Consider the following 23,374-nt stretch of genomic DNA (forward strand, 5'->3'; position numbering starts at 1 on the left):
ACGAGGTCCGCGTTGGGGTGTGATTAAGGCGTCGATGCCAAGTTGCAGCCCGACAAGGTCGCGTTACCGCACATGGATTCCAGCTTCGACGATCCCGATTACGACTATGCCACGTCCGTCGCCGGGCGGGCGATGCGGAGCATGGCCGAACAGCGGATTGCACCGACCCCGGCCAACTTTGCCGTCTGGTTCCAGTATTTGGCGGGCAGCCATGACGATCTGCGCAACGCGATCGATCTCCTGATCGACCACAATCGTCCCTTCGACGCCCAAACCAATCAGGATCTGTTCGAGACCTACGTCGCGCCGCAGGTGAGTGCCGTCGTGGTCGACACCTCCGAGCGGCTGCAGGCGCTGATGGGGACGGCGAAGGAGTTTCTGACGACGGCGATCGCCGACAATCATTCGCAAATGCAGGTCATCAGCCAGGTGGCTGACCAGGGCAAGGCCGGCGTCGATCCAAAGCTGCTGGTTGCCCAGCTCATGAACGAGCTGGCGCGGGCGGCCACGCGGGCGACGCGGCTGGAGGCAGGCTTTGCCGAAAAGACCCGCGAACTCGACGTGATCCGCGATTCGCTGTCGCGGTCCGAGCAGCGCGCCCGGACCGACACGCTGACCGGGCTGGCGAACCGGCGGGCCCTCGACGAATTCCTGCGCAAGGCGCAGACGACGGCGGAATGGGGCGAGCCGCTCAGCGTGCTGATGCTCGACATCGACCACTTCAAGTCGTTCAACGACAATTTCGGCCACGGTGTCGGCGACCAGGTGCTGCGCCTGATGGCCAAGGTCCTGCGCGAGAAGGTTCGCGCGCAAGATCTGCCGGCCCGCTATGGCGGCGAGGAGCTGATCGCGGTGCTGCCGGACGCCGATCTCGCCGCTTGCGCCGAGATCGCCGAACGCATCAGGCGCGCGATCGCAGATTGCACGCTCACGCGTCGCTCGACCGGCGAGACCCTGCCCGGCATCAGCGTGTCGATCGGCGTGGCGCAATACCGGGTCGGCGAGGCGATCACGGATCTGATCGAACGCTGCGACCGTGCGCTCTATCTCGCCAAGGGCGGCGGCCGCAATCGTGTGGTGACGGAGATCGAGCTCGATCGCGCCGGGGCTGCGGGCTAGCGGTCAGCGACGGTATGCTCCCTCGCCCCGCTTGCGGCAGGGCAATCGCATTTGAATTTTCGAGAGGCGTCAAGCTCGGCCATGACGACGTGGAGATAGTCGGTGCCCATGGCCCACATCTCATACGCGATAGCCTGCCGCAAGCGGGGCGAGGTGAAGAACCAGCGCTTTAGGCGCTCGCCACCATCATTATCTCGGCCGTGCTGGTCGCGATCGCCTGCACGCCGTGCTCGACGACATTGTTGCGGCCACGATGCTTGGCGGCGTAGAGCGCGGCGTCGGCGGCTTCGATCAGGTCGCCGGGACGCAAGGATTCGCTCGGCTTGGTCGCGGCGACGCCGATCGAGACCGTGACGATCATGTGGTTCGAGGTGATGTGAGGCAGGCAGAGCCTCAGCACGGCCGAACGCACCTGCTCGCCGATCGCGACGGCGCGCGTCACGTCGGTGTTCGGCAGCAGCAGGCAGAACTCCTCGCCGCCGTAGCGGGCCGCGAAGCCCATCGTGTCGGCGGCGATGCCGGACAGCGATTCGCCGAGCCGCGTCAGGCAGGAATCGCCTTCGAGATGGCCGTAGGTGTCGTTGAACAGCTTGAAATGGTCGACGTCGATCATCAGAAGCGCCAGCTCGCTGCCATATTGCTGCGCGCGCATCCATTCGAAATCCAGCCGGCTCTGGAAGCCGCGGCGGTTGGCGAGACCGGACAGCATGTCGATCGACGCCATCACCGTCAGGCGGTCGTTGCTTGCGATCAGCTCGCGCTCGCGCTGGCTCAGCTGCGCGGCCATCGCGTTGAACGCGCGGGCCAGCGGCACGAACTCGGCGGGCAGGCGATTGCGCGCGGCGCGCGCCGACAGGTCTCCCTCGCCGAGCCGCTTGGCCATGTCGGCGAGCATCTCGATCGGCTTGATCACGAGCTTTTCGGCGGCGATCAGCGCGCCGAGCAGGACGAACATGAGCACAAAGGCGAGCTGCAGATAGGCGGTGCGGATGTCGCGGCTGACCGCTGCGGACACCTTGTCTTCGTCGATGCTGGCGATCAGGCGGGCATTGGTGCCGGCGATGCGGATATAGCTGACCGCGCGGCGGGAGCCGTCGGCGGCGAGAAAGGACAGCGAACCCTCATCCTGATCGGAGCGCAGCGCCTTGTCGGCGATCGCGGACATCAGCGGCATGTTGTCGAGCGGACGGCCGACCGCGCTGTGCTGATCGGCCGGGGCCGCCAGCACGGTGCCCGCGCTGTCGACCAGCACCGCAGTGATGCCGGCGCGACCGCCCAGATTGTTCATGACCTTCGACATCCAGTCGAGATTGACGGTGGCGAGCACGACGGCATCGGCCACGCCGCTGAAGGCGGAGACCGGATAGACCGCCATCACCGTTGGCGACGGTACCGGTCGCGACATGATGAAGTCGCTCAGCACGAAGCGGCCGGTTTCCTGGGCCTGCTGGAAGTACGGTCGGTCGCTGAGATCGAGGCCGACATACATGTTGTTGGTGGCGCATTGGATGCGGCCGTCCTGGCCGGCGATCAGAAGCGTGCGGATCCAGGGCAGGCTCGAGGGCAGGCTCGCGCGCAGCACGTCGCAGCTCTTGCTGATGCCGCCGGCGGAGGCGCGGATGAAGGCCTCCGATTTCAGAATGGTCTCGACCGACGAGATCACCTGGCGCTGCGCATCGGCGCTGTGCCTCGCCACCGTGGTGAATTCAGCCGCGGCCTGCGCAACTTGCCGCGCGCGCGTGTCTTCGAGGGAACGGATGCGCTCGATCATCAAGGGCGTCACGAGAATCACCGCGAGCAACGCAAGCCGCGCCCGGATACCGAGAACCTGCTTGAGTTTCGCGCGCTTGCGGTTGAGACTGACGCTTGCCATTTTCGCTACCCACCCCGCGGGCTAAGGTAAAGCGAAGGGTTCAAAAACTGTTTCTTGAACTCGGTAAAATTGGACCTAACTCGGGCTAAGGTCACAACCAAGAGACGTCATGACGGAAGCCAACGTCGCGCCGGTCACCGGCCATTCACCAAACGCGCTCGCCGCGGTCGAAGCCGAAATTGCACGCGCCTGCAGGGACGCGCAGCGTGACCGCGCCTCGGTCACGCTGATCGCCGTGTCCAAGACGTTCGCGGCGGATGCAATTATCCCGGTTATCGCCGCAGGACAGCGCGTATTTGGCGAGAATCGGGTGCAGGAGGCCAAAGCCAAGTGGCCGGCGTTAACGTCTGCTTACCCCGATATCGCGCTGCATCTGATCGGGCCGCTGCAATCCAACAAGGCGAAAGAGGCGGTTGCGCTGTTCGACGCCATCCATTCGGTCGACCGTCCGAGCATTTGCCAAGCGTTAGCCAAGGAAATCGAATCCCAGAACAGGCACCCGCAGCTGTTCGTCCAGATCAACACCGGCGAGGAGCCGCAGAAGGCCGGGATTGCCCCGGGCGAGGCCGATGCCTTCATTGCAAGCTGCCGCGACACCTACGGGCTGACGATCTCCGGATTGATGTGCATCCCGCCGGTCGACGAGCCGCCCGCCGCGCACTTTGCGCTCACCGCCAAGATCGCCGCGCGCAATGGCTTGACGAATCTCTCGATGGGCATGAGCGCCGATTTCGCGACCGCCATCATGCTCGGCGCCACCCATGTGCGCGTCGGCAGCGCGATCTTCGGTCATCGTTAGTTGCCGTTGGCGAGGGAGGATGCCGCCCGAACGCTGTCAATATCGTCGCAAGGGCTCCTCGCAATGACGGCGGTGTGCCTCACCCGATGATGATCTTTGTGCGCGGGCCCAGACGCCGCAGCAATTGCAGCATGGCGGATTTCGTCATGGAGACGCAGCCGGCAGTCGGGCCGAAATTGTCGCGGGCAAGGTGCAGGAACACCGCGCTGCCGCGGCCGGCGATGCGGGGCCGCGTGTTGTGGTCGATCTCGATGATGAAGTCGTAGAGATGGTCGGCGCGCCGGAGCCGGTCGCCGCCCTGCCCCTCGCCGAGCCGGATGCTCTGGTTGTAGCGGCGGTCCCGCGGATCCTCGCACCAGGCGTCCACGCCGGTGATCATCCGGGCCGGCAGGAACGTCCGGGGACGGCTGTGCCGGTCGCCCCGCCACCACAATTGCCTGGGCCGGAAGCTGCCTCTGGGGGTGCCGCCATCACCCTCGCGCTTGTTGGCGAGAATGCCGCCTCGCCCCAGCGCAACCGGAATGGTCAGCGCTCCCGCCGTCAGCCAGCCTCGGCGCGGATTGCCGGCAGCAGGCTTAACGCGGATCGCCGAGAGCGGCCCGGGGCCTCGATTCCTGATGTAACCGACTGAAGCTGCTTTGTTTTTCATGTGAACGTGCAATGTCGAATTCATTACAGGACATTCATCAAAACGTCCTGCTATTCTGAGTTAGAGTGCTTCTGGCTTGTGAATCGGTAACAGCCCACTACTTCAACACGAACAACAATAATCACGGCGACCTTAAACTTCCCCTCGCGGCTGGGTGCGGCATGGATGTGCCGCCGAGCCGGACCCCAAAAGGATGACCCCCCATGGCCAATGCCCGCAAGATCCTGATCGTGGATGACGATACCGATCTGCGCGACACGTTGGTGGAGCAATTATCGCTACACGAAGAATTCGAAGCCTCTGCGGTCGATACCGGCGCCAAGGGCGCCAGCGCCGCGAAGGCCAATTCCCCCGATCTGGTTCTGATGGATGTCGGCCTGCCCGACACCGACGGCCGCGAGGTTGTCCGCTCGCTGCGGAAGGGCGGCTTCAAGGCCCCGATCATCATGCTGACCGGGCACGACACCGATTCCGACACGATCCTGGGCCTGGAATCCGGCGCCAACGACTATGTGGCAAAGCCCTTCCGTTTCGCGGTGCTGCTGGCGCGCATCCGCGCCCAGCTCCGTCAGCATGAAGCCAGCGAGGACGCGGTGTTCTCGGTCGGACCCTACTCCTTCCGTCCCGGCTCGAAGATGCTCACCGCGGCCAATGCCCGGAAGGTCCGCCTCACCGAGAAGGAAACCGCGATTCTCCGCTTCCTCTACCGGGCCGGCCAGATGCCGGTGTCGCGCGAGACCCTGCTCCAGGAGGTCTGGGGCTACAATTCCGGCGTCACCACGCACACGCTGGAAACCCACATCTACCGCCTCCGCCAGAAGATCGAGAAGGACGCCGCCAACCCGGAGATCCTGGTGACGGAAGCCGGTGGCTACAAGCTGGTGCCGTGATACGCTTCGATGGCGTGCGAATCGTTTTAGATCGCACGCCTTCGAGCCTCGGACCTGAATGTCAATCGACGATGATGTAGCGCTTCTCGAGCGTGTCCCGACACTGCGCCTGTTGGGAGACGCCTCGTTGCGCATGCTGGCGATCGGCTCGGAGCAGCGTGATTTCGTCCGCGGCGACGTGCTGTTCAATCTCGGCGACGACGCCGACGCCGGCTTCGTGGTCCAGCGCGGCGCCTTCCGGGTTGAAGACGGCGCCGGCGCCGAAATGATCGCCGGTCCCGGCGCGTTGATCGGCGAGCTCGCGCTGGTGGTGCCGATGAAGCGGCCGTCGAGCGCGGTCGCGCTGGAGCATTCCTCCGTCATCCGCGTCGCCCGCAGCCTGTTCCAGCGCGTGCTCGAAAGCGATCCCGCTGCGGCGGTGCGCCTGCGCGACGAGTTCGCGGTGCGCTCCAGCCAGATCGCCAGCGATATTTTGATGGCGGGTGCGAAGCTGACGTCGTAGCTCTCTCCACTCGTCATTCCGGGGCGCGACGAAGTCGCGAACTATGGTGCGCAATTGCGCACCTGAGAATTCATTGAGCGGCAGAGTCAGTTGATGAATGGATTCCGGGCTCGCGCCAAGTGGCGCGCCCCGGAATGACGAGGGCGGCTCACACCTCCAGCGTCACCGTCACAGGCACGTGGTCCGATGGCCGCTCCCAGCTGCGCGCATCGCGCAGAATCCTGAAATCGCTGACTGCATCCTTCAGCGCGCGCGAGACCCAGATGTGGTCGAGCCTGCGGCCGCGATCGCCGATGGTCCAGTCGGCGGAGCGGTAGCTCCACCACGTATAGACCTTCTCCGACATCGGGATGCGCTCGCGCGCGACGTCGACCCATTCGCCGGCCGCGAGCGCCGCCTTCAGCTTCTCCGTTTCGACAGGCGTGTGCGAGACCACTTTCAGCAGCTGCTTGTGCGACCACACGTCGTTCTCGTGCGGGGCGACGTTGAGATCGCCGACCAGGATGTGGCGGTCCTCACCGCGCGGATGCAGCGGCTCGCACGCTTTCATCTCGTCGAGGAAGCGGAGCTTGTGGTCGAATTTCTCGTTCAGCGCGGGATCGGGAATGTCGCCGCCCGCGGGCACGTAGAAATTATGCAGCACCAGTGGTTTTGCGATGCCCGCCTTTTCACCGAACGACACCGAGATGTGGCGCGAATCCACCTTGTCGCAGAAGGTGCGGATGTCCTTCGATTCGAACGGGATCTTCGAGATGATGGCGACGCCGTGATAGCCCTTCTGACCGTTCAGCGCGACGTGCTCGTAGCCGAGCCGCTTGAAGCGCTTCAGCGGAAAAGCATCGTCGATGCACTTGGTCTCCTGCAGGCACAGCACTTCTGGCCGCGCGCTCTTGAGAAATTTCGCGACCAGGTCGATGCGTAGCCGCACCGAATTGATGTTCCAGGTTGTCAGGGAAAGACGCATAGGAAATGCGTCTTAGCATGGATTGGCGTGGGGAAAATGCTTGTCCACAGCGAGCTCTCGTAGGGTGGGCAAAGCGAAGCGTGCCCACCGTGATGGGCGTGAGGAGAGGTGGTGGGCACGGCGCAAGAGCGCCTTTGCCCACCCTACGGCAGCGGAGCGCTTAACCCCGCGACGGCGTGTTGTAATTGGTGAAATCGATCTTGAACATGTTGGGGTCGAGCTTCTTGCTCGAGTCCAGATTGTACACCGCAATCGTCGTGTCGTAGCCCTGCGGATCGGTGACGGTCCACTGCTTGAGCTGGCCGTCCTTGGCGCCGAACATCAGCAGCAAGCGGCTGGTGCCGACCAGGGCCTGCTTCTCCTCGATGGTGACGCTGACGAAGACGTCGTCGGCCGAGACGCCAACGACATTGGTGTCCCTCATCAGGTCGATGCGGTCGGACAATAGAAAGCGCAGCGGCGTCTGCGACAGCGGGTAGACGTCCTGGGTCGCGAGCTTGCGGTCGCGCACCACGAGCGAGGATCCGTCGGCGACGATGTCGATCGGGCTCGGCGCATCATATTCGAAGCGTACCTTGCCGGGTTTCTGGATGTAGAAGTCGCCCTGCGTCTTGCTGCCGTCGGGACCGACCTGGACGAAATTCCCGACCAACGTCTGCAGCGACGACAGATAGGCGCTGACCTTGGCCGCCTGCGCTTTCTGGTTGGCGTCGAAGGTCTGGAAGATGCTGCTCGGAACGTTGCGCCGCGGATCCGGGATCACCGGATTGGGCGGCGCCTGCGTCGCGCCGGTGACGGCCGGCCCACCGGCGGTCGCGCCGCCGTCACGCCCCTTCGGCGCGGGCTTCGGCACCGGCACGGTCTGCGCGAAAGACGCAGCGGTCACCATCGCGGCGGTGACGAGAAGCACGCCGGCCATGCGCGCGCTTCGCGCGGCGATCGTGGCAGCGAATCGAATGTCCGGATGTCTGATCAACGCGTCGTCCTGTGTGGCTGGGCGCCCTTTTACCGTGATTTCGGGCAAAAGCAGATATCGAATTTGCGTGAAATGTTGCTCAGAGGCTCCTCGCCTCACATATGGCTGTCTTCTTCCTCGACCAGAATCTCGCGCTTGCCGGCATGGTTGGCGGGACCGACGATGCCTTCCAGTTCCATGCGCTCCATCAGCGATGCGGCGCGGTTGTAGCCGATTTGCAGACGGCGCTGGATGTAGCTGGTCGAGGCCTTGCGATCGCGTTTGACGATCGCAACCGCCTGCTGGAAGAGATCGCCGCCGCCATCGCCGCCCATGCCGGTGGCGTCGAACACGGCACCGTCCTCGTCCTCGGTCGGCTCTTCGGCGGTGACGGCTTCGAGATATTCCGGCTGTCCCTGCGTCTTGAGGTGACGCACCACCTTCTCGACTTCCTCGTCGGAGGCGAACGGTCCGTGCACGCGGCTGATGCGGCCGCCGCCCGCCATGTAGAGCATGTCGCCCTGGCCGAGCAGCTGCTCGGCGCCCATCTCGCCGAGAATGGTGCGGCTGTCGATCTTGGAGGTGACCTGGAAGGCGATACGGGTCGGGAAGTTCGCCTTGATGGTGCCGGTGATGACGTCGACCGACGGACGCTGCGTCGCCAGGATCACGTGCAGGCCGGCGGCGCGCGCCATCTGCGCCAGACGCTGCACCGCGCCTTCGATGTCCTTGCCGGCGACCATCATCAGGTCGGCCATTTCGTCGACGATGATGACGATGTAGGGCAGCGGATCGAGCGAGAGCTTCTCTTCCTCGTAGATCGCCTTGCCGGTCTCCTTGTCGAAGCCGGTATGCACCGTGCGCGTCGGCTCCTCGCCCTTGGCCTTCAATTCGAGCAGGCGCGTGTTGTAACCGTCGATGTTGCGCACACCGAGCTTGGCCATGTTCTTGTAGCGCTCTTCCATCTCGCGCACGGCCCATTTCAGCGCGACCACCGCCTTCTTGGGGTCGGTCACAACAGGCGTGAGCAGATGGGGAATGCCGTCATAGACGGAGAGCTCGAGCATCTTCGGATCGACCATGATCAGGCGGCACTGGTCCGGCCGCAGCCGGTAGACCAGGCTGAGGATCATGGTGTTGATCGCGACCGACTTGCCCGAGCCGGTGGTACCGGCGATCAGCATGTGCGGGGTGCGCGCGAGGTCGATGATGACGGGGTCGCCGCCGATGGTCTTGCCAAGGCAGAGCGGCAGCTTCGCCACCGTGTCGGTCGCCTCCTTCGCCACCAGCAATTCGCGCAAATAGACTTTCTCGCGATGCGCGTTCGGCAGCTCGATGCCGATCGCGTTGCGGCCGGGCACGACGGCGACGCGTGCCGACAGCGCGCTCATCGAGCGGGCGATGTCGTCGGCAAGGCCGATCACGCGCGAGGACTTGATGCCGGGCGCCGGCTCCAGCTCGTACAGCGTAACGACCGGACCGGGATTGGCCTTCACGATCTCGCCGCGCACGCCGAAATCCTGCAGCACGCCTTCGAGCGAACGGGAATTGTTCTCCAGCTCGGCCTTGCTGAGCGGCTGGCGATCGCCTGCCTTTGGTGCGGCCAGCATGGAGACGGACGGGAGGTCGAACTTGTCGGAGGATTTCTTGGAAGCGGGCTTCGGCGCGGCTTTTTTCTTCGGGGCGCGCGCGGCGGGCTCCTCCTCTTCCTCCTCCTCGTCCTCCAATTCGTCTTCGTGCTCGTCCTCGTAGCCCTCGTCTTGAGACTGCGGCGAGATCGACGGCGCCGAGCGGCCGCCGCCGAGATTCGGCTCCTGCCGGCTGAACTGGGCGGCCTTGGTCTTCGGTCCGCTCGAGACCAGCGAGCGGTAGGCCGCACCACACAGCCAGATCAGCCGCGCCTTGGCGCTCATCAATGCATGGAACAGCCAGCCCAGCGAGACCGAACCCCGATCGCTCTCCTCGTCTTCGTCGAGCGGCTTGTCGTCATCGGCGACCTCAGCGATCTCGTCGTCTTGCTCGCGCGCGCCGAGGCCGCAGGCGATCAGGAAGGTCGCTGTCATCGCGGCGAACAGGATCGTGCCCAGCACGATGCGATAGATCGTACCGGCCGGCCCGAAGATCACCGCGGGCGCGCGCACCAGCGCATCGCCGACCACACCGCCGAGGCCGGTCGGCAGCGGCCAGGCCCCGCCATGCTGAAAGCAACTGACGAAGCCTGCCGCGATCACCGTGCAGAGAATCCAGGAGCCGAGCCGCAGCGCCTCGCGGTCGAACGGCCGATGCGTCATCATACGCCAGCCCCAGACCGCAACGGTCAGGACCAGCATGATCGCGCCGAGCCCCAGGATCTGCATGGCGAGATCGGCGCCGATCGCGCCGGCATAGCCGAGGATGTTGCGGATCGGCCGCGAGGTCGCGTGGCTGAGACTGGGATCCTGCACCGACCACGTCATCAGCGCCGCCGCGGCGATGCCCGCCAGCGCGATCAGGCCGAGGCCGGCGAGCTCGCGCATGCGCCGCGCCAGCCCCTCGCGGATCGAGGGCGGCAGATGGCCGACCAGAGGAATGACGCGTTCGATTGCCGACATGCTCACGGGCCCCGCCTAACCCAGAGTCTCGACCAGCCGGTGCAGCGCCTGCGCCGTGGTCTCGCCGTCCTGCACCAGTGCGAGGCGGATATAGCCTGCGCCGGGATTGAATCCGTCAGGCTGCTGTCGCGCCAGGAAGCTGCCGGGCACCACGCGCACGCCGGCTTCCTTGAACAGCTTGAGCGTCACCGACACGTCGTCGCCGATCTCGGCGGTGTTGAGCCAGACGCAGAAGCCGGCATCGGGGCGGCGATAGCCGTAACGATTGCCGATGATCTGGTCGGCGAGGTCGAACTTGATCCGGTACAGCCGCCGATTCTCCTCGACATGCGCCTCGTCGCCATAGGCGACCGTCGCGACATGCTGCAGCGGCACCGGCACCTGGGGCGCGGCGATGTTGCGCAGCTCGAGGAACATGCCGATGAACCTCTTGTCGCCGGCGGCAAAGCCGACGCGCAGGCCCGGCAGGTTGGAGCGCTTCGACAGTGACTGGAACGCGACCACGCGCGTGAAGTCGGGGCCGGCGCATTCCAGCGCGCTGCCGGGTGCCTCGCGGGTGTAGATCTCGGAATAACATTCGTCGCTGAGGATCACGAAGCCGTAGCGGTCGGCGAGCTGCTTCAAGCGTTTGAAATAGCCGGGCCTCGCGACCGAGCCCTGCGGATTGGCGGGCGAAGCCAGGTAGAACGCCACCGTGCGCGCCAGGGTCGCTTCGTCGATGGCGTCGAGGTCGGGCAGGAAGCCGTTCTCGACCGTGGTCGGCAGATGGACCGGCTCGCAAGCGGCCGCAAGCGCGCCCGCGCCGTAGACCGGATAGAACGGGTTTGGCATCAGGATCGCGGGCTTGCCCGGACGCGGGCCGACATAGCGCGCGGCCGCGATCGCGGCGAGGAACAGCCCCTCGCGGCTGCCATTGAGGACGAGAATCTCGCTCTCGGGGTCGAGCGGCCGCGGCAGCTTGAAGCGCGTCGACAGCCAGGCCCCGGCGGCGCTGCGGAACGGATCGGTACCCTTGTTCGCGGGATAACGGCCGAAATCGGCGATGTGCTTGGCCAGCACCGGGCCGACAAAGTCGGGTACGGGATGCTGGGGCTCGCCGACCGCAAGCGAAATCAAGGGCTTGCCCGGCTGATGCGGGGCCAGCAGCTCGTTCAGCCGGACGAAGGGCGAGCGTTCGGAATCGGAGCCATTACCGCCCTGCGGCGCACGGGATGAAGCGGTCAGAGCCATTCGTTGGGCGCCAGTACTCTTGGAACGGCCGGTCGCTACCAAAGGCGCCGGCGGGAAGCGGTTCAGTTCACCATAGATAGGGCGAGGTTAAGACGCGATTAACCATCGGCCGCCGCCCGCGTCCAGAGCGGGAATAATGGGGCCGGAGACAGCGGCGTGCATGGACGGTCCCCCCTCCCCCGGAGGCGCCTGCAGGCGGAGCGATCAAAAGAAAGGGGCTCCAGCTTGCGCTGGAGCCCCTCAACGGTCAGGGCATTGCCGGGTATGTGCCCGAACCGTAGTTGTGGACGCGGTCCTCGAAGAGACCGCGCCCGGGAGGAGAGGGTCACATGTTGTAGGCGCGCTCGGTGTGCTCGGTGATGTCGAGGCCTTCACGCTCGCTCTCGACATTGGCGCGGAGGCCGACGATCACATCGACAACCTTGAAGAGGATCGCCGAGCCGACGCCCGACCACACCAGCGTGGTGCAGACGGCCTTGATCTGGGCGAGCATCTGCGTGGCGAAGTCGTAATCGGCGACCTTCGGCGGGATCGCCGAATAGTCGATGATGCCGGCGCCGCCGAGCGCGGGGTTGACCAGAATGCCGGTGCCGATGGCGCCGACGATGCCGCCGATGCAGTGCACGCCGAACACGTCGAGGGAGTCATCGTAGCCGAGCGCGTTCTTCACCACGGTGCAGAAGAACAGGCAGACCACGCCGACGACGAGGCCGAGGACGATCGCTCCCATGACGCCGGAGAAGCCGGCGGCGGGCGTGACGGCCACGAGGCCCGCGACGGCGCCTGAGATCACGCCGAGCACGGAGGGATGACCCTTGATGATCCACTCCGCGAACATCCACGACAGCGCGGCGGCTGCGGTGGCGACGAAGGAGTTGGTCATGGCGAGCGCAGCGCCGCCGCTGGCCTCGAGATTGGAGCCGGCATTGAAGCCGAACCAGCCGACCCAGAGCAGCGAGGCGCCGATCATCGACATGGTCAGCGAGTGCGGGGCCATCAGCTCCTTGCCGTAGCCGACGCGCTTGCCGATCAGGAGAGCGCCGACCAGGCCCGCGATACCGGCGTTGATGTGCACCACGGTGCCGCCCGCGAAGTCGATCGCGCCCATCTTGAAGATCCAGCCGGCATCGGCGTTGAGCTCGTCGAGCTTGGCCTGGGCCGCGGTCTTCGCCGCCGCGTCAGTAGCGGCAGCCAACGCTTTGGCCGCATCCTGGATCAGGTCCGGACCCTGCCAGTACCAGACCATGTGCGCGATCGGGAAATAGACCAGCGTCACCCAGAGCGGAACGAACAGCGCGATCGCCGCGAACTTCATGCGCTCGGCGAAGGCGCCGACGATGAGAGCGGGCGTGATCGCCGCGAAGGTCATCTGGAAGCAGACGTAAATCAGCTCCGAGATGTTGGCGTCGACCGAGAAGGTCGCGGCCTTCGTGTCGGTGGTGACGCCCATCATGAAGGCCTTGGAGAAGCCGCCAATGAAGTCGGAGCCGCCGGTGAAGGTGAGGCTGTAGCCGTATACGGCCCAGATCACGCAGACGACGCAGACGGTGTAGAACACCTGCATCAGGACCGAGAGCATGTTCTTGGAACGAACCAGACCGCCGTAGAACAGCGCGAGGCCGGGGATCGTCATCAACAGCACCAGCACTGTCGATGTCAGCATCCAGGCGTTGTCTCCCTTGTTGACCGTTGGCTCGGCGTAGGCTGCGGTCGCAGCGAACAGGCCAACTGCGAGAGCCGCCAGTCCCGCGCCATAGGGACGCTTGAACGTCATATTGTTTACTCCTGCTTGGATAAGGTTGAGCGCGAAATCAGAGGGCCGCGGCATCGGCCTCGCCGGTGCGGATACGCACCGCGTGGTCGAGGTTGATGACGAAGATCTTGCCGTCGCCGATCTGTCCGGTTTTCGCCGCGGACGTGATGGCATCGATGGTCTTGTCGACCTGGTCGGAGGCGACAGCGACCTCGATCTTGATCTTGGGCAGGAAGCTCACGGCATATTCGGCGCCGCGATAGATTTCCGTATGGCCCTTCTGGCGGCCATACCCCTTGACTTCCGTCACCGTGAGACCGTGAACGCCGATGGCGGTCAGGGCGTCACGGACTTCTTCGAGCTTGAATGGCTTGATGATCGCCATAACAATTTTCATGGGTCCTATCCCCGCTTGGGCCCGGTCCGGACGTGGCCGGGCGTTCTCGACTGGTTCGCCACGAGGGAGAAGTTTCACTACGCGGGCACAGCCGGACCCCTAGAATCAAATGCCGTGCCAGATCAGGCGGATTGCCTAACGGACTATGAAGACGGGGGTTTTCGCCTTTGGGGGGTGTTGCAATGCAGTGCGCTATTACGTCGCGCTCAAAACGTGGTCACGCCTGCTGAAAATAAGGGCAAGACAGGCTCCCGACACAATGTTGCTCACGTGTCGGGCAGCGAGGCGGTATTCACGTAGCGTCGGGACCTATTGCAGGGCTTCACCGTGCTGCGAAATATCCAGACCCTCAAGCTCGTGCTCACGGGATACGCGCAAGGGTACGAACAGGCCGACCAGCTTGAGCAGGATGAAGGTGACGCCCGCCGACCAGACGAAGGTCACGGCGACCCCATAGAACTGGATCAGGAGCTGCTGCGGATTGCCCTCCAGCAGGCCGGCGGTGCCGCCGATGGCGCTGGTGGCGAACACGCCGCCGAGCAGGGTGCCGGTCAGGCCGCCGATGCCGTGGACGCCGAAGACGTCGAGCGAATCGTCGTAGTCGAAGCGGTGCTTCAGCCAGGTACAGGCCCAGTAGCAGAGTGCACCGGCAATGATGCCGATGACGATGCCGTGCCATGGCGCGACGAAGCCCGAGGCCGGCGTGATGGTGCCGAGACCTGCGACCGCGCCGGAGATCATGCCGAGCACCGAGGGCTTGCGCCGCGTCGCCCATTCGATCGCGCCCCAGGTCAGCGCGCCCGCGCAGGCGGCCAGATGGGTCGCGATGATTGCCATCACCGCGCGTGAGTTCGCTCCGAGCGCCGAGCCGCCGTTGAAGCCGAACCAGCCGACCCACAACAGGCCGGTGCCCATCACTGCGAGCGACAGATCGAACGGCGAGAGATTCTCGGTGCCGTAGCCGTGACGGCGTCCCATCACCTTGGCTGCAACGAGGCCGCCGGTGCCGGCCGACAGATGCACGACGAGACCGCCGGCGAAATCGAGCACGCCCATGCTGGCGAGGAAGCCGCCGCCCCACACCCAATGCGCCAGCGGAATGTAGACGAAGATGAACCAGGCGACCGAGAACAGGAGATAGGCGGAGAACCGCATGCGGTCGGCGACCGAGCCGGCGACCAGCGCCACCGTGATGATGGCAAACGTCATCTGGTACAGCATGAACAGCGATTCCGGGATCGTCTTCGCCGCGGGGTTGACGCTGTCCATGGTCATGCCGGCGAGAAACCAGCGATCGAGCGTGCCGATCCAGGGGCCGTCGCCGACGAAGCACAGCGAATAGCCGAACGCCACCCAGAGGATTGAGATCAGCGTCACCGCGGCCAAGCTCTGCGCCATGGTGGCGAGCACGTTCTTCTTGCGCACCATGCCGGAATAGAACAGCGCAAGCCCCGGGATCGTCATCATCAGCACCAGCGCTGTCGCGACGATCATCCAGGCGGTGTCGGCGGTGCTGATCTCGTTTGCCGCCGCGCGCGCCGGCGCAGCAACGAGCGACGCAAATCCGATCGGCGCAGCCATGGCGGCTGCGCGGCGCAAATATCCCGCCATGTCGTTTCCCCCAGCACAGTCGTTACGTCGCACGCTGTGGCGTCGTTGCCCGGTGCGATCGAAGAATAATTTGTGTTAAAGCGCGTCGCTGTCGGTCTCGCCGGTGCGGATGCGCAGCGCGTGGTCGATCGGCGTGACGAAGATCTTGCCGTCGCCGATCTGGCCGGTGCGCGCCGTCGCGGTGATCACGGCGACCGCCTTGTCGGCGACGTCGGAAGCGACCGCGATCTCGATGCGCAGCTTCGGCAGGAAGTTCACGACATATTCGGCGCCGCGATAGATCTCGGTGTGGCCCTTCTGCCGGCCATAGCCTTTCACCTCGGTCACGGTCATGCCGTGCACGCCGATCGCCGTCAGGGCCTGGCGGACCTCATCGAGCTTGAAGGGTTTGATGATCGCGACGACGAGTTTCATGGTCAGGCCTATTCCCCGGGATGCGCCGCGCCGTATGTCCCCGGCGCTGCGTCAATCTGGCATCTTTCCGGGCAAATGGCACAAAAAAGTTGCAGATTGAAGCGGAAAAACGTTTGGCCAAGGGCGATCATGTGAACGGCCGCCTCTGTACAGGGCAGCTGTTCATCATTCACAATGCATTTTTGGCATGGATGCGGTGAACCCAGGCGTGAACCGAAGCGTCCCGGCCGGTACATACCTAAGTTCGAGGGGGACGTTCCATGGCGAGTTGGTTCTACGCATCCGAGGGTAAGCAGCAGGGGCCCTTTCCGGAAGGGCAATTCCGCGACCTCGTTGCCCAGGGCGTCGTGCGTCCGGACACCTTGGTCTGGACCGAGGGCATGGCCGGCTGGCAGAAGGCCGCCGAAATTCCCGGCCTGATCGGCGGCGGTGCGCCGCCGATGGTCCCGACGGGCGGAAGTGGCTATGGCGGCGCTGCCGGCTATGCAAGCGGTGGATCGCTCTCGGTCGATTTCAGCATCCTTGAATTCACCTGGCGCAGCATCGTCCTGCTGATCGGAATGATCTTCGTCATCCCGGCGCCCTGGGCCTTCGTCTGGTACACCAGATGGATCGTCTCCTGCGTGAAGGTCCCTGGGCGGCCGAACCTCAGCTTCACCGGCAATGCGATGACATTGGTGCCGTGGTATTTCGGCTTCATCGTTCTCGCCATCGCGCTTGGCTTCGTCGGCAGCGAGATATTGAGCAACCTGCTGTTCATCGTGCAGATCGTGCTCTACTGGCTGCTGATCAAATGGATGGTCGCGAACCTCGCCTCCAACGGGCAGCCGCTGGGCCTCAGCTTCACCGGTTCGGTCTGGGCCTATATCGGCTGGAATCTGCTGTTCGCGATTTCCATCATCACCATCATCGGCTGGGCCTGGGTGGCCGCGGCTCAGATGCGCTGGTTCTGCCGCAACGTCGAGGGCACCCGGCGCGAGATCGTCTTCAAGGGCAGCGGCCTCGATATCCTCTGGCGCGGCATCGTGGCCGCCATCCTGATGTGCTTCATCATCCCGATCCCGTGGGTGTACCGCTGGATCATGAACTGGTTCGCCTCGCAGACCGAGCTCGCGCCGCGCGGCTCGCTCGGGGCATGATCTGAACGCTTCAGGCGCTGCTTGAAGCGATCAGGCCTTCCGTTCGCGCACCGAGCCTTCCTGCGCGACGGAGGCGACCAGCGTGCCGTCCGGCTTGAAGATCGAGCCGCGGGTCAGCCCCCGTCCCGATTGCGCGCTCGGCGAATCCTGCGCGTAGAGCAGCCATTCGTCGGCGCGGAACGGGCGATGGAACCACATCGCGTGGTCGAGACTCGCCGGCATCATGCGCTTGTCGAACAGCGTGCGGCCATAGCGCGCCATGATCGCATCGAGCAGCGAGAAGTCCGAGGCGTAAGCGAGCGCGCACATGTGCAGCGCCGGATCGTCGGGCAGCTTGGCGGCGGTCTTGATCCAGACGTGGATGCGGCCGTCGTCGATCTTCTGGCCGAAATAACGGCCGAGCTCGACCGGGCGCAGCTCGATCGGCCGATCGGATTCGTAGTAGCGGCGGATGAAGTCCGGCATCTCCTTGAACATCGGCTGCTTCGCCACCTCCTCCGCCGTGAGCTTTTCCGGCGGCGGCACGTCCGGCATCTTGTCCTGGTGGTCGAACGCAGTCTCCTCCTCGGCGTGGAACGACACCATGATCGAGAAGATCGCGTTGCCGTGCTGGATCGCGGTGACGCGGCGGGTCGAGTAGCTTTTGCCGTCGCGCAGGCGCTCGACCTGATAGATGATCGGGATCTGCGGATCGCCCGGCAGGATGAAATAGCAATGCAGCGAATGCGGCAGCCGGCCCTCCACGGTGCGGCAGGCCGCGACCATCGCCTGCCCGATCACCTGGCCGCCGAACACCCGCTGCCAGCTCGTCTTCGGGCTGTTGCCGCGGAACAGGTTCACCTCGAGCTGCTCGAGGTCGAGGATCCCGATGAGGTCGATCAGTCCTTTGGACATGATGGTGCTTTCCAGTGATGCCTCATTCCGGGGCGCACGCGGTGCGAACCCGAAAATCTCGAGCTGATAAACCTCCGGATTCCGGGTACGCGCGTTGCGCGCCCCGGAATGACGGAACGAAGGGCTAGCGGACCTCGTTTCACCGCACTGTTTCGCCCAGCTCAAGTCTGCTAGCAAGACCGAGAATTGTTCGGGAAGCTTTGGTATGTCGGTACAGGGTAGCATTGTCATCGGTGGCGGCGCGTTTGCCGGCCTTGCGCTGGCCTTGGCGCTACGCCAGGGGCTCGGGCCCGAGATCCCGATCATCGTCGCCGATCCCGCGCTCGGCACGCGGCCGAGCCGCGACCCCCGCGCCACCGCGATCGTCGCCGCCTGCCGCCGCCTGTTCGAGACGATCGGCGCCTGGGACGACGTCCGGGGCGAGGCCCAGCCGATCCTCGACATGGTCGTCACCGATTCCAAGCTCGAGGACGCCACCCGCCCGGTGTTCCTGAACTTCGCCGGCGACGTCGCGCCGGGCGAGCCCTTCGCGCATATGATCGAGAACCGCCGCCTGATCGACGCGCTGGTGGTGCGCGCCGAGGCCGACGGCATCGATCTTCGCGCCACCCCGGTCGCCTCCTACGATGCGCGCACCGACGGCATCGAGGTGACGCTCGGCGACGGCAGCGTGATCGCGGCGGGCCTCTTGGTCGCCGCCGATGGCGCGCGGTCGAAGCTGCGCGAGCGCGCCGGCATCGTCACTCATGGCTGGGAGTACGATCAGTCCGGCATCGTCGTCACCGTCGGCCACGAGCGCGATCACGAGGGCCGCGCCGAGGAACACTTCCTGCCGGCCGGCCCGTTCGCGATCCTGCCGCTCACCGGCAAACGCTCCTCGCTGGTGTGGACCGAGCGCCGCACTGAGGCCGCGCGCATCATCGCCCTCAGCGACGAGGAATTCCACGCCGAGCTCGAGCAGCGCTTCGGCCTGCATCTCGGCGAGGTCAAGGTGCTCGACAAGCCGCGGGCGTTTCCGCTGTCTTATTTCGTCGCGCGGTCCTTCATCGCCGAGCGCCTCGCGCTGGTCGGCGACGCTGCCCATGTCATCCACCCCATCGCGGGCCAGGGCCTCAACATGGGCCTGAAGGACGTCGCTGCGCTGGCGGAAGTGGTGGTCGATGCCGCGCGGCTCGGCCTGGATATCGGCGGGGCGGACGTGCTCGAACGCTACCAGCGCTGGCGCCGGTTCGACACCATGGCGATGGGCGTCGCCACCAACTCGCTGAACTTCCTGTTCTCCAACCAGTCGACGCTGTTGCGCACGGTGCGCGACATCGGCCTCGGCCTCGTCGACCGCGCCCCGCCGCTGAAGAACCTCTTCATCCGCCAGGCCGCAGGCCTCACCGGCGAGGTGCCGCGGCTGTTGAAGGGCGAGGCATTGTAAGGGCGAATGGTGAGTATCGAGTGGCGAGTGGACCCATTCGCCATTCGCCACTCCCCACTCGCTGTTATCAATCGATCTTGCGCGCCTCTTCCGGCAGCATGATCGGGATGCCGTCGCGAATGGGATAAGCGAGCTTGGCGCTGCGCGAGATCAGCTCCTGCCGCTCAGCATCGAATTCCAGCGGGCCCTTTGTCAGCGGGCAGACCAGGATCTCCAGCAATTTTGGATCGACGCTGGCTTCGGGACGTTCGGTGGGCGCGTTCATGGAAGTCTCCGGCACTTGCTTGCCTTTAGCATAGAAATTCGCGCCCGCCATCGCGCTTTAGGCGGAGACCATCGCCAGGAGCTCGTCGAGCATGGTCCGCAGCCGCGCGGCCGGGATTGACGGGCCTGACAGGGCGAAACCGAGAAATGTCCAGTACAGGATCTGCGCGCGGGCCTGCGCCGTTGCCGGGGCGAGTCCCCGCTTCTGCAGCAGCTCCTCGATATAATCGAGCCTGCGGCGATCGATGGCACGCACCGCCCCTTGCGCGCTCGCATCGAACGCCGCCCAATTGCGCACCGCGCGTTCGAGGTCGAGCCGCGCGCCGAAGGATCTCCGCAGCAGCATCTTGACCGGCTCGTCGCCGGCGGCTTCGACGTCGGCGATGATCCGCTCGGCCGCGATCTCGCGCCAGCGCCTCAGCACCGCGGCGTGAAACGCGGCGAGATCGGCGAAATGCCAATAGAAGCTGCCGCGCGACACGCCCATGGCCTTGGCGAGCGGCTCGGCCTTCAAGGCCGTGAAGCCGCTCTTGGCCAAGGCCTTGAGGCCCTGGCCAGTCCAATCGTCAGCGGAGAGCTGTTGGTTCATGTCGTTTCCCGAAAAGCGCACCATACACTAATGTATTGACAGGCGCTTGGCCAGACGCTATCGAAACATACATGAGTGTATGGAGGCGTCGATGCGGGATCTGCTGCTCCAATGTGCGGGCGTCGTGACCATCGCCGTTGCGCTCGTTCACGGCTACCTCGGCGAAGCCAAGGTCTTCGCCCGCGCGCGCATCGAGCCGGAGCGCCTCCGCACCTTGATCCGGCTGGTGTGGCAGGCCTCGACCGTGGCCTGGATCGGCGGTGGCGTGCTGCTGATCGCGGCGCCGTGGATGCAATCGGAGCCGGCTCGTCACTGGATCGTCGCGACCATGGCCTGCGTGTTCGGCTGCTCCGCCCTCGCCAACGCATGGGCGACGCGGGGCCGGCATTTCGGCTGGATGGCGCTCAGTGCGGTCGTCGTGATGTCGGTTGCCGGGTACTAGAACTCATCTAAAGCGGACCAGATCCGTTACCGATCGACCAGGCATTCTTCGGATGCCGTCATCGTCCTGGTCGTGCTCCACGTTGCTGGTGTGGCGCTGATAGGACTCCTGCAGCGCGATGATCACCGGACGCAAGCGCATCCGCGTCCATCTCCAGTAATCCGCAAACGCGCGCAGCGGGCTTCCGGCGCGACCGGCGCGCGGAACGTGTTAGCCCCACAGATCAAATTTTACGGACGGTGTTGGCAAGCCGCTAAGCATGCGATCAGGCGCGGCACAAAATTAACGCGAAGGGCGATTAGCCGGTCCAGCATCGACAAACATCAACAATATCGACGATGGGGCGAAACTGAATGTTCCGCGTTTTCTCCTGCCTTACGGCCGAACACGATTGGCGGCTCGTCGTGCTCGCTGCTCTGGTCTGCTTCGTTGCCAGCATCGTCGCGGTCAGCATCTTCCACCGCGCGATCGCAACGCGCGGGAGAACCCGGTGGATCTGGATCGCCATTGCCGGCGCGGCCATCGGATACGGCATTTGGGCTACGCATTTCGTCGCGATGCTCGCCTACGAGCCCGGGGTCACGACGGGCTACGGCATCGTATTGACGGCGTCCTCTCTCGCGGCGGCAATGCTGCTGACCTCGGTCGGCTTCGGCGTCGCGGTCGTCACGTCCGGCCCCTGGCGCGCGGCGGCTGGCGGCGTCATCATCGGTGGCGGCATTGCCAGCATGCACTATCTCGGAATGTGGGCGCTCGAAGTGCCGGGCCGAGTCTCCTGGTCCGTGGACCTCGTGCTCCTCTCCATCGTTCTGGGCATGTGTTTTGGCTACGCTGCGCTGGCGGCAGCGCTCACCCGTCAGGGTTATAGCGGCACGCTGGCAGCCGCCACCCTGCTGACGCTCGCCATCGTGTCGCATCACTTCACGGCCATGGGCGCCGTGCTGATCACACCGGATCCGGCGCTCGCGACCGATACGCTTTCGCTGTCTCCGGCCTTCCTCGCGCTCGCCATCGCCGGCGTCGCATTGTCCGTGCTGGGCATGAGCCTGATCGGAGTGCTGGCCGATCGTCGTCTGGCGACCAGAACCGCCAGGTTCGAGGAGATCATCAGCCAGCTCTCCATCGCCCGGCAGCAGCTCGAAGGGTCGCAGAACGAGCTCAAGGAACAGAAGCTGAGGCTGGACACGGCCATCAACCATATGGTCGAGGGCCTTTGCATGTTCGACGCCGGGAAGCGGCTCGTCATCTGCAACGAGCGTTACGCCCGTTTGTACCGGCTGCCGCCGGAACTGCTGCGTGCGGGAACTCCGCACCGCGACATCATCCGTCATCGCGTCACCAGCGGCATACTCGAAGGCGAGGCCAGCGATTTCGCCGCCGAACGGCAGATCGCCAGGCTCGAAGCACTGCCGATCCATGCCGTCTCGAGCCGCATCGATGCGTTCGCCGATGGGCGGCTGATCTGCGTGACGCGGCAGCCGATGGCCGGCGGCGGCTGGGTGGCTACGCATCTGGATGTCACCGAGCAACGCCGGTCCGAAGCGAAGATCACCTACATGGCGGAACACGATGCGCTCACCGAGCTGCCGAACCGCGTGCTGCTCAAGGCGCGTCTGGAGCCTGCACTTGCCGATACGCGTGGCGGAAATCTCCATCTGGCGGTTCTCCTGCTCGACCTCGACCGCTTCAAGGAGGTCAACGACACGCTCGGACATCCGGCGGGCGACCTGCTGCTGCGCTCAGTCGCGGCGCGCTTGCTGGATTGCATCAGGGAGACGACGTTCGTCGCCCGACTGGGCGGCGACGAATTCGCAATCGTCGACTACGTGACCAATCCGGCTGCGGACGCGGCCTCTCTCGCCGAGGCGATCCATGGCGCGCTCAGCGAGCCGTTCGATCTCGGCGATCATCAGGTCATTGTCGGCACCAGCATCGGGATCGCCCTTGCGCCCCGAGACGGCGCCGATTCCGACACGATCCTCAGGAGCGCAGATCTTGCCCTCTACTCGGCCAAGAGCGGCGGACGTGGTGCATTCCGCTTCTTCGAGCCGGAGCTGGACCGGCTCCTGCATGCGCGCCGCAACCTGGAGCGGGATCTGCGGAAGGCGCTTGCGAGGAGCGAATTCGAGCTCCACTACCAGCCGTTCGTCAATTTGAAGAGCGGCGAGACCTGTGGCTTCGAGGCGTTGCTGCGTTGGCATCACCCCGAGCGGGGTCTGGTCTCGCCCGGCGAATTCATTCCCGTCGCGGAGGAAACTGGCTTGATCCTGCCGCTGGGGGAATGGGTGTTGAGAACCGCCTGTGCCGAAGCGGCAAAATGGCGTTCCGACCTGAAGATCGCGATCAACCTGTCTCCAGCGCAATTCAGGAGCAAGGAGCTCGTGTCGACGATCGTGAGCGCACTGGCGGCGTCGGGGATTGCTTCAGACCGGCTCGAGCTCGAGGTCACCGAAACCGTCATCATGCATGACAGCGGGACCGTATTCGCAGCACTCAGCCAGCTGCGCGAGCTCGGGGTGCGGATTGCCCTCGACGATTTCGGCACCGGCTATTCGTCGCTCAGCTTTCTGCAGAAGTTTCCCTTCGACAAGATCAAGATCGATCGCAGCTTCGTCAGCGAGCTGTCCAGTCCGATGGAGGAGCCCCATCGGATCGCGCGGGCCGTGGTCCAGTTCGCCACGAGTCTCGGTAAGACGTCCACCGCCGAAGGCGTCGAAACCGCCGAGCAGCTGGACATCCTGCGCCAGGAGGGCTGCGTCGAGGCCCAGGGCTTCCACCTCAGCCCGCCGATACGGGCCTCGACGATCGCACGGCTTGCGGATCGAAAGGCCGAGGCCGGCGAGTTTGCCGCATAGAGCATGATCCGGACCCGA

The 23,374-nt window shown here is 65.0% G+C and carries 21 protein-coding genes; 8 read left to right on the top strand and 13 right to left on the bottom strand.

The annotated features are described in order from the left end of the window. Window positions 1–141: 141 nt before the first annotated feature. Complete coding sequence (locus I6F21_RS24875; protein WP_225183583.1) at window positions 142–1,119, top strand: GGDEF domain-containing protein; 978 nt, start codon at window positions 142–144, stop codon at window positions 1,117–1,119. Window positions 1,120–1,288: 169 nt separating this feature from the next. Here I6F21_RS24875 and I6F21_RS24880 read toward each other — a convergent pair whose 3' ends face one another. Next, window positions 1,289–2,992 carry a diguanylate cyclase gene (locus I6F21_RS24880; RefSeq protein ID WP_225127963.1) on the bottom strand — a complete coding sequence of 568 codons (1,704 nt, stop codon included), beginning with the start codon at window positions 2,990–2,992 and terminating at the stop codon, window positions 1,289–1,291. Between the two features lie 109 nt (window positions 2,993–3,101). Here I6F21_RS24880 and I6F21_RS24885 point away from each other — a divergent pair, with 109 nt between their 5' ends. After that, the gene (locus I6F21_RS24885; protein WP_036003069.1) at window positions 3,102–3,791 is read left to right on the top strand and encodes a YggS family pyridoxal phosphate-dependent enzyme; all 690 of its coding nucleotides are present in this window, start codon (window positions 3,102–3,104) and stop codon (window positions 3,789–3,791) included. Window positions 3,792–3,870: 79 nt separating this feature from the next. On the opposite strand, the gene I6F21_RS24890 is transcribed toward I6F21_RS24885, so the two are convergent. After that, complete coding sequence (locus I6F21_RS24890) at window positions 3,871–4,440, bottom strand: L,D-transpeptidase family protein (protein ID WP_036003068.1); 570 nt, start codon at window positions 4,438–4,440, stop codon at window positions 3,871–3,873. Between the two features lie 203 nt (window positions 4,441–4,643). Between I6F21_RS24890 and I6F21_RS24895 the strand changes: the two genes are divergently transcribed. Together I6F21_RS24895 and I6F21_RS24900 are read left to right on the top strand one after the other, a co-directional pair. Beyond that, entirely contained in the window at window positions 4,644–5,330 is a 687-nt protein-coding gene (locus I6F21_RS24895; protein ID WP_008142830.1) for a response regulator, read from the top strand. Window positions 5,331–5,388: 58 nt separating this feature from the next. Next, complete coding sequence (locus tag I6F21_RS24900; protein ID WP_025033074.1) at window positions 5,389–5,832, top strand: cyclic nucleotide-binding domain-containing protein; 444 nt, start codon at window positions 5,389–5,391, stop codon at window positions 5,830–5,832. Between the two features lie 148 nt (window positions 5,833–5,980). Here the strand turns inward: I6F21_RS24900 and I6F21_RS24905 are convergent, their stop codons facing one another. The 8 genes from I6F21_RS24905 to I6F21_RS24940 all read right to left on the bottom strand — a co-directional run bounded on the left by I6F21_RS24905 (window position 5,981) and on the right by I6F21_RS24940 (window position 15,747). Then, window positions 5,981–6,796, bottom strand: a complete 816-nt coding sequence (locus I6F21_RS24905; RefSeq protein WP_036003067.1) for an exodeoxyribonuclease III — start codon at window positions 6,794–6,796, stop codon at window positions 5,981–5,983. A gap of 160 nt (window positions 6,797–6,956) precedes the next feature. Then, a complete protein-coding gene (locus I6F21_RS24910) occupies window positions 6,957–7,715 on the bottom strand; it encodes an outer membrane lipoprotein carrier protein LolA (RefSeq protein ID WP_036003066.1) in 759 nt (252 codons plus the stop codon). Window positions 7,716–7,867: 152 nt separating this feature from the next. After that, window positions 7,868–10,348 (bottom strand): DNA translocase FtsK, encoded by a 2,481-nt coding sequence (locus tag I6F21_RS24915; RefSeq protein WP_225144173.1) that lies wholly within the window; start codon window positions 10,346–10,348, stop codon window positions 7,868–7,870. A 9-nt stretch (window positions 10,349–10,357) separates the two neighbouring features. Beyond that, a complete protein-coding gene (locus tag I6F21_RS24920; RefSeq protein WP_225183547.1) occupies window positions 10,358–11,572 on the bottom strand; it encodes an aminotransferase class I/II-fold pyridoxal phosphate-dependent enzyme in 1,215 nt (404 codons plus the stop codon). A gap of 325 nt (window positions 11,573–11,897) precedes the next feature. Further along, a complete protein-coding gene (locus tag I6F21_RS24925; RefSeq protein WP_036003055.1) occupies window positions 11,898–13,346 on the bottom strand; it encodes an ammonium transporter in 1,449 nt (482 codons plus the stop codon). A gap of 37 nt (window positions 13,347–13,383) precedes the next feature. Next, window positions 13,384–13,722, bottom strand: a complete 339-nt coding sequence (locus I6F21_RS24930; protein WP_008142813.1) for a P-II family nitrogen regulator — start codon at window positions 13,720–13,722, stop codon at window positions 13,384–13,386. A gap of 309 nt (window positions 13,723–14,031) precedes the next feature. Beyond that, a complete protein-coding gene (locus tag I6F21_RS24935) occupies window positions 14,032–15,333 on the bottom strand; it encodes an ammonium transporter (protein WP_225183548.1) in 1,302 nt (433 codons plus the stop codon). A 75-nt stretch (window positions 15,334–15,408) separates the two neighbouring features. Next, window positions 15,409–15,747: a P-II family nitrogen regulator gene (locus I6F21_RS24940; protein WP_008142802.1), complete on the bottom strand. Its 339-nt coding sequence runs from the start codon at window positions 15,745–15,747 to the stop codon at window positions 15,409–15,411. A gap of 260 nt (window positions 15,748–16,007) precedes the next feature. Here I6F21_RS24940 and I6F21_RS24945 point away from each other — a divergent pair, with 260 nt between their 5' ends. After that, on the top strand, window positions 16,008–16,886 hold the full coding sequence (locus tag I6F21_RS24945) for a DUF4339 domain-containing protein (protein WP_225151910.1): 879 nt from the start codon (window positions 16,008–16,010) through the stop codon (window positions 16,884–16,886). A gap of 30 nt (window positions 16,887–16,916) precedes the next feature. On the opposite strand, the gene tesB is transcribed toward I6F21_RS24945, so the two are convergent. After that, window positions 16,917–17,780, bottom strand: coding sequence for an acyl-CoA thioesterase II (gene tesB / locus I6F21_RS24950; RefSeq protein WP_036003028.1), 864 nt, complete (start codon window positions 17,778–17,780; stop codon window positions 16,917–16,919). Between the two features lie 205 nt (window positions 17,781–17,985). Between tesB and I6F21_RS24955 the strand changes: the two genes are divergently transcribed. Continuing rightward, complete coding sequence (locus I6F21_RS24955; protein WP_036024268.1) at window positions 17,986–19,206, top strand: ubiquinone biosynthesis hydroxylase; 1,221 nt, start codon at window positions 17,986–17,988, stop codon at window positions 19,204–19,206. Window positions 19,207–19,273: 67 nt separating this feature from the next. On the opposite strand, the gene I6F21_RS24960 is transcribed toward I6F21_RS24955, so the two are convergent. Together I6F21_RS24960 and I6F21_RS24965 are read right to left on the bottom strand one after the other, a co-directional pair. After that, window positions 19,274–19,471 (bottom strand): Trm112 family protein, encoded by a 198-nt coding sequence (locus I6F21_RS24960; protein ID WP_036003042.1) that lies wholly within the window; start codon window positions 19,469–19,471, stop codon window positions 19,274–19,276. Window positions 19,472–19,528: 57 nt separating this feature from the next. After that, complete coding sequence (locus tag I6F21_RS24965; RefSeq protein ID WP_225127953.1) at window positions 19,529–20,059, bottom strand: TetR/AcrR family transcriptional regulator; 531 nt, start codon at window positions 20,057–20,059, stop codon at window positions 19,529–19,531. 91 nt (window positions 20,060–20,150) lie between these two features. Between I6F21_RS24965 and I6F21_RS24970 the strand changes: the two genes are divergently transcribed. Beyond that, on the top strand, window positions 20,151–20,501 hold the full coding sequence (locus tag I6F21_RS24970) for a hypothetical protein (RefSeq protein ID WP_036003036.1): 351 nt from the start codon (window positions 20,151–20,153) through the stop codon (window positions 20,499–20,501). Window positions 20,502–20,854: 353 nt separating this feature from the next. After that, complete coding sequence (locus I6F21_RS24975) at window positions 20,855–23,356, top strand: EAL domain-containing protein (RefSeq protein ID WP_225183549.1); 2,502 nt, start codon at window positions 20,855–20,857, stop codon at window positions 23,354–23,356. The last annotated feature ends 18 nt before the right edge of the window (window positions 23,357–23,374 follow it).

The sequence above is a fragment of the Bradyrhizobium sp. NBAIM03 genome, assembly GCF_020194055.1.
Lineage (GTDB): Bacteria > Pseudomonadota > Alphaproteobacteria > Rhizobiales > Xanthobacteraceae > Bradyrhizobium > Bradyrhizobium yuanmingense.